This is a genomic window from Nocardioides taihuensis, assembly GCF_042657275.1.
Taxonomy (GTDB): Bacteria; Actinomycetota; Actinomycetes; order Propionibacteriales; family Nocardioidaceae; genus Nocardioides; species Nocardioides taihuensis.
Map to the genome: position 1 here is coordinate 115142 of NZ_JBHSKD010000004.1, position 16007 is coordinate 131148.

A 16007-nucleotide genomic window follows, 5' to 3' on the forward strand; every position below is an offset into this window, starting at 1 on the left:
GGCGCGGCGGGTCACCAGCCGGGGCTGGCTCCGGTCGGGAGCGGGTGTGTGTCGTCGCGCACGATGTAGGCGGTGCCGCCCGAGGTGGGCAGCCAGGCGTCCTCGAATTGCGCGCGGTCGTAGGTGCGGCGCACGCCCCGGCGGTGCTGCGCGGCCGGGTCGTTGACGACCACGTCGCCCGCGCGGGTGAAGCCGACGACGACGAGCAGGTGGCCGTCGGAGGCCGAGATCGGGGCGCCGTCGAGCTCGCCGGAGCCGAAGGAGATCGACGCGACGACGGGGATGCCGGCCTCGATGAAGCGGCCGGCCTCGCGCAGGTTGCGCAGGCGGGTGACGAAGGCGTGGCCGGTGCGGGTGGCGGCGTACGCCGTGTTGAACGGCCAGTTGCCGGTGCCGTCGTAGCCGTGGTCGTAGGTGGCGCGGGCGGCGAAGTCGACCCAGGGGTCGGTGTGGCCGTCGGGGATCCACGACCAGGCCTTCGCCGGCGGCAGGGCGTCGTAGTAGCCGAGCACCATCGAGGTCGACGTCGGCGAGCACCACGCCTGCCCGCCGCCGCCCCAGCGTGGGTAGTGGCCGGAGTGGACCATCTGGGAGTAACGCGGGACGTCGAGCACGGTGCCCGAGCCGGGGCCGGGGCGGGAGGTGCCGGGGGCGGTGGCCGGGAGGCGGCTGGCGACGGCGCCGAGGCCGTCGACGACGGGTCCGGTGGAGCCGCGGCCGCGGAGGAGGGTGACGCGGAGCTGGTAGCCGGCCAGGCCCCGGTCGGGCTCGACCCGCCAGGTGTCCACGGCGACCCCGGCGAGGTCGTCGGACTGCCCGCTGACGGTCCGACGGTCGACGTGGCGGTCGCCGGCGGCCCAGCGGCCGAGGAGGTCCCAGCTGCTGACCCGCCCGGCGGCGGTGCGCCCGCGGACCGCGACCTCGACGAAGCTGTCGCCCGGGGTGCGGGCCTGCCACGACGCGACCAGCTCGGTGTAGCCGAACCCGGGCGCGTGCCACGGCGACACCCAGCGGCCGGTCGCGTAGCGGCGACCGTCGTACTTGCGGTGACCCGCGGGCTCCGCGGCGACCGTGACCGCGCCCCGGCGGACCTCGACCCCGGTGGCGCGGCCGTCCGCGAGCCGGGCCTGCGTGTCCCAGGCGTGGTAGTCGACGTGCCGGGTGGCGACGCGGGGCGTGGAGACGGGGGCGGCGCCGGCGGTCGTGGCCGTGGCGGTCGCGGCCTGCGGGGTGGCGAGCGCCAGCGCGAGGAGGGCCGCCAGGGCGGCTTGTCGACGGGTCACCCGACCACGGTAGGGCGAACGGTCACTCCTGTCACAGGAGTCACTCAGGCCACCCATTTCGCGGGTCAACCCGTGAATTGCACCCTCCTGCGCCGATGCGTGGCCGCGGCGCCGGCGACCCTAGACTCGGCGGGTGAGCTTCCGGCTGTACGACACCGCGACCCGCGAGGTCAGGGACTTCGCACCCCTCGAGGAGGGGAAGGCGGGCATCTACGTCTGCGGGCTGACGGTGCAGTCCGAGCCGCACGTCGGGCACGTGCGGTCGGCGGTCAACTTCGACGTGCTGCGCCGCTGGCTGGCCGCCTCCGGCTACGACGTCACGTTCATCCGCAACGTCACCGACATCGACGACAAGATCCTTGCCAAGGCCGAGGAGCAGGGCCGGCCGTGGTTCAACATCGCCTACACGATGCGGCTCGAGCTCGACCGCGCGCTGGCCGCGATCAACGTGCAGCCGCCGACGTACGAGCCCGGCGCCACCGGCCACATCCCCGAGATCGTCGAGCTGATCGCCGAGCTCGTCGCGAAGGGCCACGCCTACGCGGCCGAGGACGGCTCGGGTGACGTCTACTTCGACGTCCGCTCGTGGCCGTCGTACGGCGAGCTGACGCGGCAGCGGGTCGACGAGATGGAGGCGGCGGAGGACGCCGACCCGCGCGGCAAGCGCGACCCGCGCGACTTCGCGCTCTGGAAGGGCCACAAGAAGGAGACGGAGCCCGCGACGGCCGCGTGGCCCTCCCCGTGGGGCCCCGGACGCCCGGGCTGGCACATCGAGTGCTCGGCCATGGCCGGCAAGTACCTCGGCCCCGCCTTCGACATCCACGGCGGCGGCGTCGACCTGCGCTTCCCGCACCACGAGAACGAGCAGGCGCAGTCCCGCGCGGCCGGGCGACCGTTCGCGTCGTACTGGATGCACAACGCCTGGATCACCACCGCCGGCGAGAAGATGAGCAAGTCGCTCGGCAACTCGCTGCTGGTCCCGGTCGTGCTCGAGCGCGTGCGCGGCATCGAGCTGCGCTACTACATGGTCAGCGCGCACTACCGCTCCACGGTCGAGTTCTCCCACGAGGCGCTCGACGAGGCGGCCTCGGCGTTCCGGCGCATCGAGAGCTTCCTCGAGCGGGCCGGTGGCGCCGACGTCGCCGCGCAGGTCCCTGACGCCTTCGCGGCGGCGATGGACGACGATCTCGGCACGCCGGCCGCGATCGCCGTCCTGCACGACACCGTCCGGCACGGCAACAGCGTCCTCGCCGCCGACCCCGCGGCCGCCGTCGAGGTCGCCGCCTCGGTGCGCGCGATGCTCGCCGTGCTCGGGCTCGACCCCGCCGATCCGTCCTGGCCGGGCACCGGCGGCAACGACGAGCGGCTGCTGGAGGTCGTCGACCGGCTCGTCGGCGGGCTGCTCGAGCAGCGCGCACAGGCCCGGGCAGCGCGCGACTTCGCCACGGCGGACGCCATCCGTGACCGGATCAAGGCCGCGGGCATCGACATCGAGGACACCCCCGACGGGCCCACGTGGCACGTCGCCGAGGAGGGCTGACGTGGCAGGCAACTCCCAGCGCAAGGGTTCGGTGCGCAAGTCGTCGAAGGGGCCGACCGCCGGCTCCGGCGGGCGTGTCAAGCGCGGGCTCGAGGGCAGGGGCCCCACGCCCAAGGCCAAGGACCGCCCCAACCACAAGGTCTACAAGCAGCGGGTCAAGGAGGAGCAGCGCGAGGCTGCCCGGCCCAAGCGCAAGCCGCGGTCGACCGACGCCGAGTGGGTCGCCGGCCGCAACAGCGTCGTCGAGGTGCTGCGCGCCGGCGTGCCGGTGGCCGGGGTGTACGTCGCCGAGGGCACCGAGCGCGACGGCCGCCTGCGCGAGGCGTTCCGCCTGGTCGCCGAGCAGGGGATCAGCCTGCTCGAGGTCACCAAGAACGAGCTCGACCGGATGACCGGCGGCGCCGTCCACCAAGGGCTCGCCGCGCGGCTCCCGTCGTACGAGTACGCCCACCCCGACGACCTGCTCGAGCGCGCCGCGGAGCTGGGCGAGCCGCCGCTGATCGTGGCGCTCGACTCGGTGACCGACCCGCGCAACCTCGGCGCGGTCGTGCGCAGCGCCGCGGGCTTCGGCGCGCACGGCGTGCTCATCCCCGAGCGTCGCGCCGCGGGCATGACCGCCGCGGCGTGGAAGACCAGCGCCGGCGCTGCCGCGCGGATGCCGGTGGCCCAGACGGTCAACCTGGTGCGCCAGCTCAAGGCGTACCAGGCGGCCGGCTGCATGGTGATCGGGCTGGCCGCGGACGGCGACGTCTCGCTGCCCGACCTCGAGCTCGGCGACGGACCGCTCGTGGTCGTGGTCGGGTCGGAGGACAAGGGCCTGGCGCGGCTCGTGGCCGAGACCTGCGACCAGCTGGTGTCGATCCCGATGGCCAACCAGGTGGAGTCGCTGAACGCCGGCGTCGCGGCCAGCGTGGCGCTGTACGCCGTGGCGCGCTCGCGGGCTTGACGCCCGCGGTCGGTACGTTGGAGCGGTGGCGCGCGGACGACTGATCCGCGGCACGCTGCTGGTCCTCGTGTGGCTGGTGGTGACCGTGGCGACGGGGTTGCTGTTCTTCCTGGGCAGCAGCCGCACGGTCGTGCTCGCGAGCCACGAGGCCGAGCTGCGGCCGACGCTCGACGGGTACGTCGTGCTGCACACCGGGCCGGTGCTCCCGGACTTCCGGCTGTCGTCCGGCAGCGAGGTCGGCGCGGACGTCACCCTCGGCAAGACCGAGGTCTCCTCGGTCGACGAGCTCGTCGAGCGGTACGCCTTCATCGCCAGCCAGCCCGAGGGGCAGGTCGTGAAGATCCGCGACTCGATCCGGAGCATGGCGCTCGCGGCGTTCGTGAAGGGCGCGCTCGTGGGGCTGGCGCCGATCGCGCTGTGGTGGCTGCTGGGCCCGACCCGCCGGCGCGAGCTGGGCCACCTGGCGGTCTCGCGGCGCGGGTTCGTGGCGGTGGTCGCCGGCTCGGTGCTGCTGATCCTGGTCATCAACCCGGGCGAGTCGGGTGAGCCGACCCCGGGGGACGAGGGGTGGCAGTCGCTCGCGGACTTCCTCGGACCCGGCGTACCCACCCCCGACGCGGCCGCGGGTATCGAGGTCAGCACGGGGGCGACGGTCAGCGGGACGCACCGGCTGATCGAGAGCGCGGTCGACACCTTCGAGAAGAGCAAGGTCTTCTACGCCGACGTCGCCGAGCGCGCCGCGGACCTCGAGCTGCACCAGCCCGAGCCCGGCGACACCGTCGTCACGCTCGTGTCCGACCGGCACGACAACATCGGCATGGATGCCGTGGCCCGCGCGATCGGCGACGCCGGCGGGGCGACGGCGGTCTTCGACGCCGGTGACGACACCTCGGTCGGCGAGAGCTGGGAGGCCTTCAGCCTCGACTCCGTGAACGCGGCGTTCTCCGACCTCCCGCGCTGGGGCGTCGCCGGCAACCACGACCAGGGCGACTTCGTCGCCGACTACCTCGCCGGCGAGGGCTGGACGATGCTCGACGGCCAGGTCGTCTGGGGCCCCGGCGACGTGACCCTGCTGGGCGTGGCCGACCCCCGCTCGAGCGGCCTGGGGAGCTGGAAGGACGAGGAGGGCCTGTCGTTCGAGGAGGTCGGCAGCCGCCTCGCCGACGCGGCGTGCGACTCGCCGCGCCGGGTCACCACCCTGCTCGTCCACGACGCGAACCTCGGTGCGGAGACCCTGGCCCGCGGTTGCGCGGACCTCGTCGTCGGCGGGCACCTCCACCTGCGCCTGGGCCCGACGCCCGTCGAGGGCGCGAACGGCGCGCTCGGCTACTCCTACACGACCGGCACCACCGGCGGCGCGGCGTACGCCATCGCCGTCGGCTCCAAGCCCCGTCGCGACGCGATGGTCACCCTGCTCACCTACCGCGACGGCCGCCCCGTCGGCGTCCAGCCCGTCGTCGTCAAGACCAACGGCGACCTCGACCCCCTGCGCTACGAACCCCTCGCCCCCACCGACCCCGCCCTCCCCACCCCCCTCCCCGCAACCCCCACACCGACCCCCTGACCGCCGAGGTGGGAGAAATGGCGACGCGAGGTGGGAGAAATGGCGACGCGAGGTGGGAGAAATGGTCACCGGGTCCTGCGCCGCGGGCGCATCTGCTCGCCGCGCGAATAGCGGCGACGGTGCTCGTGTCGCCGCTCGTCGATGGCGCGACGTAACCGGCGCAACCACAGGTCGCTCGCCTCGCTGGTGAAGTCGCTCTTGCGGACCACGATGACGATCCACCCAGCGGCCTCGAGGGCCTCACGCCTCATCCTGTCGTGAGCTCGGTCGGACTCGCTGGAGTGGTGCTCCTCGCCGTCGTACTCGATGGCGATCTTCAGTTGCTCGTAGGCGTGGTCGAGCCGCACCCAGCCGTAGCCGTCCAGCTCGAGCCACAGCTGTGGCGTGGGCGGTGGGAGACCTGCGTCGTGGATCGTCATGGCGGTGAACGACTCCCCGGTCGACTCCCTGAGCGGCGATGCGAGCGGGACCAGCTGCCTGAGCTGTACGACGCCGCGCTGGCCGCGGAACCTCGGCAGCACGCGATCAAGGTCTGCGCGGGTGATCCCGTGCGTCCGCATGAAGGCGTCGAGCACGGCGAGCGACGAGTGCCGGCCGCGCAGCCGGGCCAGATCGCAGGCTGTGCGGAGTGGCGTGGTCACGCGCACGCCTTCGACCGTGGTCACCTCGTCTCGGCGCAGGCGCCGTTTGCCGCCGTACAGCTCGGTGCGGCGCGACCGGTCGCGGCCACCCGTGGCAACGACCTCGAGGGGCGGTGGGAGTACGCGCTCGGTCAGGTCGAAGGTGTCGACGCCGTGGATCCAGGCTGCCGATCTGTCACAGACGACCGTGTGCGGTGGGAGGACGAGGGCAGCGCAGCGGGCCCTCAGCTCCCTTGTGTCGGGAAGGTGCGAGGGGCAGTAGACGCCGTGCAGCGGACGCCGCACGTCGCCGTTGAGCACCAAGGTCCGCAGCTGGCTGCGGGTGATGCCGAGCGCGTCGATCTCGGACGTGGTGAAGGGGCGGTCGGGAAGGTCCATGCTTCGGTGCTCCCCGTCGACGTCAGCGACCAATCACGCCGTCGTGTGCCCCTGTGGACAACCGCGTCTGTGTCCACAGGCCATCGCCATTCCACCCACTTCGGGTCGCCATTTCTCCCACCTCGGGTCGCCATTTCCCCCACCTCGGCGGGGGTGCCTAGAGTGGGCGGGTGCCGACGGACGTGGAGCGACTGCTGCCCAGCGAGGAAGCCGGGGAGCTCCTGGCGCTGACCCGGGAGCTGGCGGCGAAGGAGCTGGCTCCGCAGGTCGACGAGGCCGAGGCGGCCGGGGAGTTCCCGGAGGCGGCGTACCGGCTGCTGGGTCGCAGCGGCCTGCTCGCGCTGCCGTTCCCGGAGGAGCACGGCGGCGGCGCGCAGCCGTACGAGGTGTACCTCCAGGTCGTCGAGGAGATCGCGGCCGCCTGGCCCAGCGTCGGCGTCGGCATGAGCGTGCACACCCTGACCGCGAGCGTGCTCGCGACCAACGCCGAGCCCGCCCAGGTCGAGCGCTGGCTGCCGCAGATGCTCTCGGGCGACTGGCTGGGGGCCTACTGCCTCTCGGAGCCGCAAGCCGGTTCCGACGTGAGCAGCATCAGGACGCGCGCCGTGCGCGAGGGCGACGAGTACGTCGTGTCCGGCACCAAGCAGTGGATCAGCAACGGCTCGTGCGCCGACTACTACATCCTCTTCGCGCGCACGGGCGACGACCCGCGCCGCGGGCTGTCGGCGTTCGTGGTGCCCGCCGACACCGCCGGCATGAGCTTCGGCACGCCCGAGAAGAAGATGGGCCTGGCCTGCGACGTGACCACCCAGGTGCTCTTCGACGGTGCCCGCGTGCCCGCCGACCAGCGGATCGGGGAGGAGGGCGCCGGCATGAAGGTCGCGCTCTCGGCCCTCGACGCCGGCCGGCTCGGCATCGCCGCGGTCGCCACCGGCATCGCCCAGGCGGCACTGGCCCACGCGGTCGCGTACGCCGGGGAGCGCGAGCAGTTCGGCAAGCCGATCGGGCACCTGCAGGGCATGCAGTTCCTGCTCGCCGACATGGCGGCCGCGGCCGAGCGCTCCCGCGCGACGTACCTCCACGCCGCCCGCCTCAAGGACGCCGGGCGGCCCTTCTCGCGCCAGGCGAGCATCGCCAAGCTCACCGCCACCGACGCCGCCATGCGGGTGACCACGGACGCCGTCCAGGTGCTCGGCGGCAACGGCTACACGCGCGACTACCCGGTCGAGCGGCTCTTCCGCGACGCCAAGGTGACGCAGATCTTCGAGGGCACCAACCAGATCCAGCGGATGGTCATCGGGCGCGACCTCCTGCGCTGACCATCTCCGCCACCTCGCGTCGCCATTTCTCCCACCTCGGCCGACCATTTCTCCCACCTCGGCGCCGTGCCGGGTGTGCCGGCCCTGATCTCCGGCGTCCTGCGCGCGAGGGCTGCCGTATCGCCCCGGGACGTGGTTCACTCGATGACATGAGGACGCGCCGCAGAGGGCGCGACGACGATCTGTCCAGCCGCACTCTCGAGCTCGAGCAGTGGGCGGACGACGTCCGGGCCCGCGAGGAGGCCTTTGCCCAGCGGCTGCTGGAGGTGCGCTCGATCCTGGCTGCAGCCGACGCGCGGGACGCCGCCTCGGCAGCACGCGACGCCGAGGCCGAGCAGCGCGAGCGTGACGTGGACCTCGCCGAGATGCTCGACCCCGGAGCTTCCTACGGCCAGCACCTGCCCGAGCGACGGCAGGCCGTGCTCGACCGTGAGCACGCTGAGGAGGACCGTGCCGCCTCGCGCGAGGACCGGCGTGCCTTGGCCGGCATCGCGCTTGGACGTCACCGACGAGACCTGACCTGGTGAGTCCCGGCCACCGGGGCCGGACACGGGGTCAGCCGGCCACCTCCGGATCGACGAGCTCCCCGCCCTGGGGCGCGGTGACCGCCTCGTCGGGCTTCTCGGCCAGCACGGTGTCGATGTAGTCGCGCGCGGTCTCGAAGATGTCGACCTCGTGGCCGGCGCGCTCGGAGAGGTACCAGCGGTGCACCAGCACCTCGTGGAAGACCTCCGCGGGCTCGAGCTTGCCTCGCGCGGCGGGCGGCACCATCGTCACGACCGGCTCGTAGATCTCGGTCAGCCAGCGGTTGGCGACCAGGGTGCGGTCCTCGCGGCCGAGGTCGAGCGAGGCGGTGAAGGCCGCGATGTCGTTGAGCAGGCGGCGGGCCTGGGCGTCCTCGACGTCGAGGCCGGTCAGCGACTGCAGCTCGCGGCGGTGGTGGCCGAGCTCGACGACCTTGGGCTGGATCCGCACCCGGTCGCCGTCGAAGTCGGTGACGATGTCGAGCTCGTCGATGTCGAACCCGAGGTCGTTGAGCCGTTCGACGCGCTGGGACATCCGCCACATCTCGTCGGCGCGGAACTCCTCCTCGCCGGTCAGCTCCGCCCACAGCGCGGCGTACCGCTCGCCGATCATCTCCACGATGTCGTGGGCCTCGACGTGGTGGTCGAGCGACTCGCTGGCCTGCAGGTCGAGCAGCTCGCCGAAGACGTTCTCCTGGCCGACGGTCACGTCGTACTCCCGGAGCTGCCGCGACAGGGCCGGGCGCAGCTCGCCGGTCTCGGCGTCGACGAGGTACGCCGCGAAGCCGCCCGCGCTGCGGCGGAACAGCACGTTGGAGAGCGAGACGTCGCCCCAGTAGAAGTCGGCGAGGTGCAGGCGCACGAGCAGCACGACGAGGGCGTCGACCAGCGACGGGAGGCTCTCGGCCGAGAGGCCGTGGCTGAAGAGGCTGCGGTAGGGCAGGGAGAAGCGCAGGTGCTCGGTGAGCAGCGCCGCCGGCAGCTCCTCGCCGGACCTGTCGTGGCGGCCGGTCACGACACCCTGCGGCGAGACGGCCGGCAGGCCCATGCGCTGCAGGTCGCGGAGCATCCGGTACTCCCGGAACGCCATCTCCTCGGTGGTCTCCTTGACCGCGTAGACGCGGTCGCCGAGGCGCACGATCCGGACGACGTGGCGCGAGAGGCCGCGGGGGAGGGCGATGCAGACGTCGTCGGTCCACTCCTCGAGCGGCGTGCTCCAGGGCAGGCCGACGATGGCGGGGTCGGGGCGGCTGGCGACGATCCGCAGTGCGCCCGTGGCGGGGGGCATGGGTTCCAGCGTAGGGGTCACGGCGCCCGGCGCCGGGCGGGTGCTGCTGTTCGTCGGGCCACTCAGTCCTCGTCGAGCAGCACGGGGCCCGGGCCGCGGTCGGCGACCTCGTCGTCGGGGTTGCGCAGGCGGCAGGTGCGCAGGCTGAGGCAGCCGCACCCGATGCAGCCGTCGAGCCGGTCGCGCAGCCGCTCGAGGCGCGCGATCCGCTCGTCGATCCGGGGGCGCCAGCTGCGGCTGAGGCGGGTCCAGTCGGCCTTGGTGGGGGTGCGGTTCTTCGGCAGCGAGGCCAGCGCCTCGGCGATCTCCTCCAGGCTCAGGCCGACCTGCTGGGCCGTTCGCACGAACGCCACCCGTCGCAGCTCTGCCTGGTCGTAGCGGCGCTGGTTGCCGACCGTCCGGTGCGAGCGTAGGAGCCCGCGGTCCTCGTAGAAGCGCAGCGCGGAGGGCGCCACCCCGGAGCGCTCCGCGAGCTGGCCGATCGTGAGCTCGTGGGTCATGCAGGCCAGCGTGGCTTGACCTGAAGTGAACTTCAAGTCTGACGATGGGCGCATGACCGAGATCGACAGGCTGATGGGACTGCTCACCGGCGACGAGAAGCACGCTGCGGCGTCCTCGTCGACGCTGACCGTGCTCCGCGTGCTCTACGAGCGCGTGCTCGACGTCTCTCCGGAGACGGCGGGCGACCGCCGCCGCGACCGGTTCTACCTCTCCAAGGGGCACGGCCCGGCGGCCTACTACGCGGTGCTGGCCGAGCGCGGCTTCCTCCCGGAGGAGTGGCTGGCCGGCTGGGCGTCGTACGACTCACCGCTCGGCTACCACCCCGACCGCAACCTGGTGCCCGGCGTCGAGATCGGCTCGGGCTCGCTCGGGCACGGGCTGCCGCTGGCCGTCGGCACCGCGCTCGGGCTGCGTGCGCAGGGCATCGGCTCGCGGGTGGTGGTGCTGGTGGGTGACGCCGAGCTCGACGAGGGCAGCAACCACGAGGCGATCGAGCTCGCGGCCGCGCTGTCGCTCGACGCGCTGACCGCCGTCGTCGTCGACAACCGGTCGGCGTCCTACGCCGTGCCGGGCCGGATCGAGCAGCGGTTCCTGGTCGAGGGGTGGGAGGCGGTCACCGTCGACGGCCGCGACGCCGACGCGCTCGAGAAGGTGCTGTCGCACCGGCCGGTCGGCCGCCCCAACGTCGTCGTCGCCACCGTGGAGGGCCTGTCGTGAACCCCCGTCTCCAGTTCGCCCGCACCGCCGCCGACCTCGTCGCCAGCGACCCGTCGGTCGCGCTGGTGTACGCCGAGATCTCCGGCCAGTTCCTCCGCGAGGTCGAGGCCGCCCACCCGGACCGCGTCGTGAACGTCGGCATCCGCGAGCAGCTGCTGGTCAGCGTCGGCGCGGGGATGGCGCTGACGGGGATGCGACCGGTCGTGCACACCTTCGGCTCGTTCCTCGTCGAGCGGGCCTTCGAGCAGATCAAGCTCGGCTTCGGGCACCAGGACGTCGGGGGCGTCCTGGTGGGCTCGGGCGGTTCCTTCGACGCCGCGAGCGCGGGCCGCACCCACCAGTCGCCGGGCGACGTCGCGCTGATGGACACCCTGCCCGGGGTGCAGGTCCACGCCCCGGGCACCGCGCTCGAGGTCGACGCCGTCCTCCGGCGGGTGGTCGCCGGCGACGGCCTCCACTACGTGAGAGTGGTCGGGCAGACCAACGCCGAGTCGCGGCCCGAGGGCGGCTTCCACGTCGTACGCCGGGGGTGGGGGCCGACGGTCGTCACGCTCGGCCCGGTGCTCGACGACGTGCTCGCGGCGACGGCCGACCTCGACGTGACCGTGCTCTACGCGCACACCGTGCGCCCCTTCGACGCCGCGGGTCTGCGGGCCGTGCTCGCCACGCCCGAGGTGGTCCTCGTCGAGCCGTGGCTGGCCGGGACGTCGTCCCGCGTGGTCGCCGACGCCCTGCGCGACCGCCCGCACCGGCTTCTCGCGCTCGGTGTCGGCCGCGAGGAGCACCGCCGCTACGGCACCCCGGAGGACCACGTCGCCGCCCACGGCCTCGACGTCGCCGGGCTGCGGCGCTCGATCGGTGCCTTCCTGGCGCCGGCCGCGTGAGGCGCGCCGACTAGCATGTGGGCCGCGCTCCGCCCGGGCCACCGGTGCGGGGCGAGGCCGGTGTAGCTCAGTTGGTAGAGCGTTCGCCTTGTAAGCGAAATGTCGCGGGTTCGACTCCTGTCACCGGCTCCAGTGCCTCGGCGCGGACCAGTCGAAGCGTCATACGTCCTGCGGGTCCTGGCTGGCAGACCGTATGACGCTGGCGGGGGCGGCCTCAGCGCAGCCGGCGCACCTCGAACGTCCCGGCCGGCGCCGCGATGGCCTCCTGGGCGGCGATCAGCTGGATCTCGCGGGTGCCGGCGGCGATCGTGGCCTCGAGCACGGCGTAGACCGACGACGCCGTGGCCGCGAGGGCCGTGCCGGGGGAGCCCGAGGTGTGCAGGTGGGCGAGGTAGAGCGCCGTGGTGAGGTCGCCGCAGCCGTTGGGGGTGATCGGCAGCAGCGGGGTGGTCACCGCCCAGGCGCCGGCGTCCGAGACAGCGACCATGTCGAGCGAGTCGGCGGGCAGGTCGTCGTGCAGGACGCTGGTCACGAGCACGTCGTGCGGACCGCGCTCGCGGACGACGTCGACCGCCTCGAGGACCTGGTCGAGGGTGCGGGTCTCGCGGTCGGCGAGGAAGTCGAGCTCGAAGTGGTTGGGGGCGAGCACGTCGGCGCGGGGCACGACGGTGTCGCGGAAGAACTCCGGGATGCCGGGGCGCACGAACATGCCGCGCCCCACGTCACCCATCACCGGGTCGCAGCAGTAGACGGCGTCGGGGTTGAGCTCCTTGACGCGGGCCACGGCGTCGAGGATCACCTGCCCCATCGCCGGGTCGCCCTGGTAGCCCGACAGCACCGCGTCGACACCGGCCAGCGCGCCGCGGTCGTCGATCCCCGCGATCACCTCGGCGACGTCGGACGGCGCGAGCAGCGGCCCGCGCCACGCGCCGTACCCGGTGTGGTTGGAGAAGTGGACGGTGATCACCGGCCACACCTCGTGCCCGAGGCGCTGGAGGGGGAAGACGGCGGCCGAGTTGCCGACGTGGCCGTACGCGACCGAGGACTGCACGGAGAGGACCTGCACCCGGCGAATTTACCCGGACCGGTCAGCTCCTGACGGTCCGGTGCAACCCCTTCCCGCCAAAAATAGAACGCGTTACAGTCTGCCGTGGTGGGGCCGCCGCGCGGTCGTGACGTGCCCGAGCCACGAGTCCGCTGACCCAGAGGTGGTGCGATGGCCAGGTCCAAGTCCGAGCCCCGGCGCAACGAGGCCGACTACGTCGTCGTCGGCTCGGGGAGCGCGGGCAGTGTCGTCGCCGCCCGGCTCGCGGAGGCCGGCCACTCGGTGGTGCTGCTCGAGGCGGGCAAGAGCGACGAGCAGTACCTGGTGAAGAAGCCCGGGATGATCGGCCCGATGCACGCCGTCCCCGAGATCAAGAAGCGGGTCGACTGGGGTCTCTACTCCACCCCGCAGAAGCACCTGCTGGACCGCAAGATGCCGGTGCCGCGCGGCAAGGTGGTCGGCGGCTCGAGCTCGATCAACGGCATGGTCTACGTCCGCGGCAACCGCGCCAACTACGACTCGTGGGCGGCCGAGGGCAACCCCGGCTGGGACGCCGACAGCGTGAACGCGGCGTACCAGCGGATGGAGGACTTCGAGGACGGCGCGAACGCCTACCGCGGCGCCGGCGGCCCGATCCGGGTGACCCGCAACAAGTTCCCGCAGGAGGGGTCGCTGCAGTTCCTGCAGGCCACGGCGGACACCCTCGGCGTCAAGGTGCTCGACGACTACAACGCGGCCTCGCAGGAGGGCGTCAGCCGGATGCAGCAGAACGCCGCGGACGGCCTGCGCTACTCGGCCTCGCGCGGCTACGTGCACGACCTCGCGCCGGCCGGGCTGCAGCTGCAGTCGGAGGTGCTGGTGACCAGGGTCGTCATCGAGGGAGGCCGCGCCACCGGTGTCGAGGTCCGCGACACGGACGGGGCGGTGCGCACGGTGCGGGCCGGCAAGGAGGTCGTGCTCGCGGCCGGGTTCGTGGGCTCGGCGCAGCTGCTGATGCTCTCCGGCGTCGGCCACGCCCAGCACCTGCGCGACCAGGGCATCGACGTGGTCGCCGACCTGCCCGTGGGCGACAACCTGCACGACCACCTCTTCCACGCGCTGACCTTCCACGCCACCACGTCGAAGATGCGCGGCAACGCGTTCTTCTTCGCCAAGGGCGTGGCCAAGGAGGCGGTGCGGCCCGGCAGCACCTTCCTGGCCAACTCGGTCTTCGAGGTGCTGGCCTTCGTGAAGACCTCGATGGCGGGCGCGATCCCCGACCTGCAGCTGCACCTGCTGCCGTGGGCGTACGTCTCGCCCAACCAGGACGCGCCGATCCGGCACGACGTCGACCCCCGGCCGGCGCTCACCGTCCTGACCACCCTGATCTACCCGCGCTCGCGCGGCACGCTGCGGCTGGCGTCGAACGACCCGACCGCGGCGCCGCTGATCGACTTCAACTACCTCGCCGACCAGGCCGACCTCGACGTGCTCGCCGAGGGCTCGGAGATGGTCCGGGAGATCATGGCCGGCGCGGCGTTCGGCGGCGCGGTCAAGAGCGAGATCCACCCCGGCGCCCAGCTGCAGGGCAGCGAGCTGCGCCAGGCGATCCTCAACCGCGCGACGTCGGTCTACCACGGCGTCGGCACCTGCCGGATGGGCGTCGACGAGCTCGCGGTCGTCGACCCGCAGCTCCGGGTCCGCGGGGTCGAGGGGCTGCGGGTCTGCGACGCCTCGGTGATGCCCTCCATCACCGGCGGCAACACCAACGCACCCGCGATGGTGATCGGTGAGATCGGAGCGGAGCTGATGACCCGATGACGATGACGACCCAGCGGCCCACCCGGCCGGCGTCGCTGACCGACGACTTCCTGCGCTCGCTCGTGGCGCGCGTGCCGTCGTCCTCCGGTGCGACCTGGAAGCTGACCGAGGTCTACACCGGCGACGTCCTCGTCGAGCTCCCGCAGTCGACCCCCGGCGACATCGTCGCGGCGTACGACGCCGCCCGGCGCGCCCAGCGGGAGTGGGCCGCCTGGCCGCTCAGGAAGCGGCTCGCGGTCTTCCGGCGCGCGCACACCCTGCTCATCGACAATGCCCACACGACCGCCGACCTGATCCAGGCCGAGAGCGGCAAGAACCGCCGGATGGCCATCGAGGAGACCTGCGACCCGCCGATGGTGATGTCGCACTACCTCAAGCGTGCCCGCAAGCTGCTGGCGCCGGTCAAGCGTGGCGGCCCGGTGCCGGTCGTGTCGACCTCCACCGAGATCCGCCAGCCCAAGGGCGTGGTCGGGATCATCGCGCCCTGGAACTTCCCCTTCGCCACCGGGCTCTCCGACGCGATCCCGGCGCTGATGGCCGGCAACGGCATCGTGCTCAAGCCCGACAACAAGACCGCGCTCTCGCCGCTCTACGGCATCTCCCTGCTCGAGCAGGCGGGTCTGCCGAAGGGCCTCTTCCAGGTGGTGTGCGGCGAGGGGCCCGACGTCGGACCGACGCTGATCGACAACGCCAACTACGTGATGTTCACCGGCTCCACCGCCACCGGGCGGTTCGTCGGCGAGCGCGCCGGGCAGAACCTGATCGGGTGCTGCCTCGAGCTCGGCGGCAAGAACCCCATGATCGTGCTGCCCGACGCCGACGTCGACGAGGTCGTGCAGGGCGCGCTGTTCGGGGTCTTCGGCAACACCGGTCAGATCTGCATGCACATCGAGCGGATCTACCTGCCCGACTCGCTCTACGAGACCTTCCGCGACAAGTTCGTCGCCGCCGCCGAGGCGCTGACGATCGGCGCGACGTACGACTTCGGGCCGGAGCTCGGCTCGCTGGTCTCCGTCGACCACCGCGACCGGGTCGCCTCGCACGTCGAGGACGCCGTCGCCCGCGGCGCGACCGTGCTGACCGGCGGCAAGCCGCGGCCCGACCTCGGCCCGGCGTTCTACGAGCCGACGGTGCTCGAGGGCGTGACCAAGGAGATGCTGGCCGGCTCGTGCGAGACGTTCGGGCCGGTGGTGGCGCTGCACCGCTACGCCGACGTCGACGAGGCGGTGGCGCTCGCCAACGACACCGACTACGGGCTCAACGCCTCGGTGTGGGGCACCGACCTCAAGGCCGCCGCTGCCGTGGCCCGGCGGATCGAGTCGGGCAACGTCAACGTCAACGACTCGCTCGCCGCGGCGTACGCCGCCAAGGGCACGCCGTCGGGCGGCGTCAAGCAGTCGGGGGTCGGGGTGCGGCACGGCGACCAGGGGCTGCTCAAGTACACCGACGTCCAGAACCTCGCCGTTCTCAAGAAGCAGGTGATGGGCGCCCGCCCGGGCCAGGACTACGAGGCCTACGTCAAGCAGATGCTGACCTCGCTCAAGCTGATGCGGAAGACCCGCATCCGCTAGGACCGC

Annotated in this window: 14 protein-coding genes and 1 tRNA gene; 10 read left to right on the forward strand and 5 right to left on the reverse strand. The window is 72.8% G+C overall.

Annotation, left to right across the window (positions count from 1 at the left end; all coding sequences use genetic code 11):
• Positions 1–11: 11 nt before the first annotated feature.
• Positions 12–1283 carry a peptidase C39 family protein gene (locus ACFPGP_RS03680; RefSeq protein ID WP_378587037.1) on the reverse strand — a complete coding sequence of 424 codons (1272 nt, stop codon included), beginning with the start codon at positions 1281–1283 and terminating at the stop codon, positions 12–14.
• A gap of 133 nt (positions 1284–1416) precedes the next feature.
• Here ACFPGP_RS03680 and cysS point away from each other — a divergent pair, with 133 nt between their 5' ends.
• The 3 genes from cysS to ACFPGP_RS03695 are packed head-to-tail and all read left to right on the forward strand — an operon-like array spanning position 1417 to position 5333.
• Complete coding sequence (gene cysS / locus ACFPGP_RS03685) at positions 1417–2823, forward strand: cysteine--tRNA ligase (RefSeq protein ID WP_378587040.1); 1407 nt, start codon at positions 1417–1419, stop codon at positions 2821–2823.
• A 1-nt stretch (position 2824) separates the two neighbouring features.
• Complete coding sequence (gene rlmB / locus ACFPGP_RS03690) at positions 2825–3769, forward strand: 23S rRNA (guanosine(2251)-2'-O)-methyltransferase RlmB (protein WP_378587042.1); 945 nt, start codon at positions 2825–2827, stop codon at positions 3767–3769.
• A gap of 25 nt (positions 3770–3794) precedes the next feature.
• Positions 3795–5333 carry a metallophosphoesterase gene (locus ACFPGP_RS03695; protein ID WP_378587044.1) on the forward strand — a complete coding sequence of 513 codons (1539 nt, stop codon included), beginning with the start codon at positions 3795–3797 and terminating at the stop codon, positions 5331–5333.
• A 65-nt stretch (positions 5334–5398) separates the two neighbouring features.
• Here ACFPGP_RS03695 and ACFPGP_RS03700 read toward each other — a convergent pair whose 3' ends face one another.
• A complete protein-coding gene (locus tag ACFPGP_RS03700) occupies positions 5399–6352 on the reverse strand; it encodes a type IV toxin-antitoxin system AbiEi family antitoxin domain-containing protein (RefSeq protein WP_378587046.1) in 954 nt (317 codons plus the stop codon).
• Positions 6353–6522: 170 nt separating this feature from the next.
• Between ACFPGP_RS03700 and ACFPGP_RS03705 the strand changes: the two genes are divergently transcribed.
• Both ACFPGP_RS03705 and ACFPGP_RS03710 read left to right on the forward strand, forming a co-directional pair.
• Positions 6523–7671 carry an acyl-CoA dehydrogenase family protein gene (locus ACFPGP_RS03705; protein ID WP_378587049.1) on the forward strand — a complete coding sequence of 383 codons (1149 nt, stop codon included), beginning with the start codon at positions 6523–6525 and terminating at the stop codon, positions 7669–7671.
• 149 nt (positions 7672–7820) lie between these two features.
• Positions 7821–8198, forward strand: a complete 378-nt coding sequence (locus ACFPGP_RS03710) for a hypothetical protein (RefSeq protein WP_378587051.1) — start codon at positions 7821–7823, stop codon at positions 8196–8198.
• A gap of 28 nt (positions 8199–8226) precedes the next feature.
• Here the strand turns inward: ACFPGP_RS03710 and ACFPGP_RS03715 are convergent, their stop codons facing one another.
• Positions 8227–9483 carry a DUF4032 domain-containing protein gene (locus tag ACFPGP_RS03715; protein WP_378587054.1) on the reverse strand — a complete coding sequence of 419 codons (1257 nt, stop codon included), beginning with the start codon at positions 9481–9483 and terminating at the stop codon, positions 8227–8229.
• Positions 9484–9545: 62 nt separating this feature from the next.
• A complete protein-coding gene (gene soxR / locus ACFPGP_RS03720; RefSeq protein ID WP_378587057.1) occupies positions 9546–9983 on the reverse strand; it encodes a redox-sensitive transcriptional activator SoxR in 438 nt (145 codons plus the stop codon).
• A 52-nt stretch (positions 9984–10035) separates the two neighbouring features.
• Here soxR and ACFPGP_RS03725 point away from each other — a divergent pair, with 52 nt between their 5' ends.
• The 3 genes from ACFPGP_RS03725 to ACFPGP_RS03735 all read left to right on the forward strand — a co-directional run bounded on the left by ACFPGP_RS03725 (position 10036) and on the right by ACFPGP_RS03735 (position 11717).
• Entirely contained in the window at positions 10036–10701 is a 666-nt protein-coding gene (locus ACFPGP_RS03725) for a thiamine pyrophosphate-dependent enzyme (RefSeq protein ID WP_378587060.1), read from the forward strand.
• Positions 10698–11585: a transketolase family protein gene (locus ACFPGP_RS03730; protein WP_378587062.1), complete on the forward strand. Its 888-nt coding sequence runs from the start codon at positions 10698–10700 to the stop codon at positions 11583–11585. The genes ACFPGP_RS03725 and ACFPGP_RS03730 overlap by 4 nt, the downstream gene beginning before the upstream one ends.
• Before the next feature lie 56 nt (positions 11586–11641).
• Positions 11642–11717, forward strand: a tRNA-Thr gene (locus tag ACFPGP_RS03735).
• Between the two features lie 82 nt (positions 11718–11799).
• On the opposite strand, the gene pdxY is transcribed toward ACFPGP_RS03735, so the two are convergent.
• A complete protein-coding gene (gene pdxY / locus ACFPGP_RS03740; RefSeq protein ID WP_378587065.1) occupies positions 11800–12651 on the reverse strand; it encodes a pyridoxal kinase PdxY in 852 nt (283 codons plus the stop codon).
• Between the two features lie 150 nt (positions 12652–12801).
• On the opposite strand from pdxY, the gene ACFPGP_RS03745 reads away from it, so the two are divergent.
• Entirely contained in the window at positions 12802–14430 is a 1629-nt protein-coding gene (locus ACFPGP_RS03745; protein ID WP_378587068.1) for a GMC family oxidoreductase, read from the forward strand.
• On the forward strand, positions 14427–16001 hold the full coding sequence (locus ACFPGP_RS03750) for a succinic semialdehyde dehydrogenase (RefSeq protein ID WP_378587071.1): 1575 nt from the start codon (positions 14427–14429) through the stop codon (positions 15999–16001). The genes ACFPGP_RS03745 and ACFPGP_RS03750 overlap by 4 nt, the downstream gene beginning before the upstream one ends.
• Positions 16002–16007: the final 6 nt, after the last annotated feature.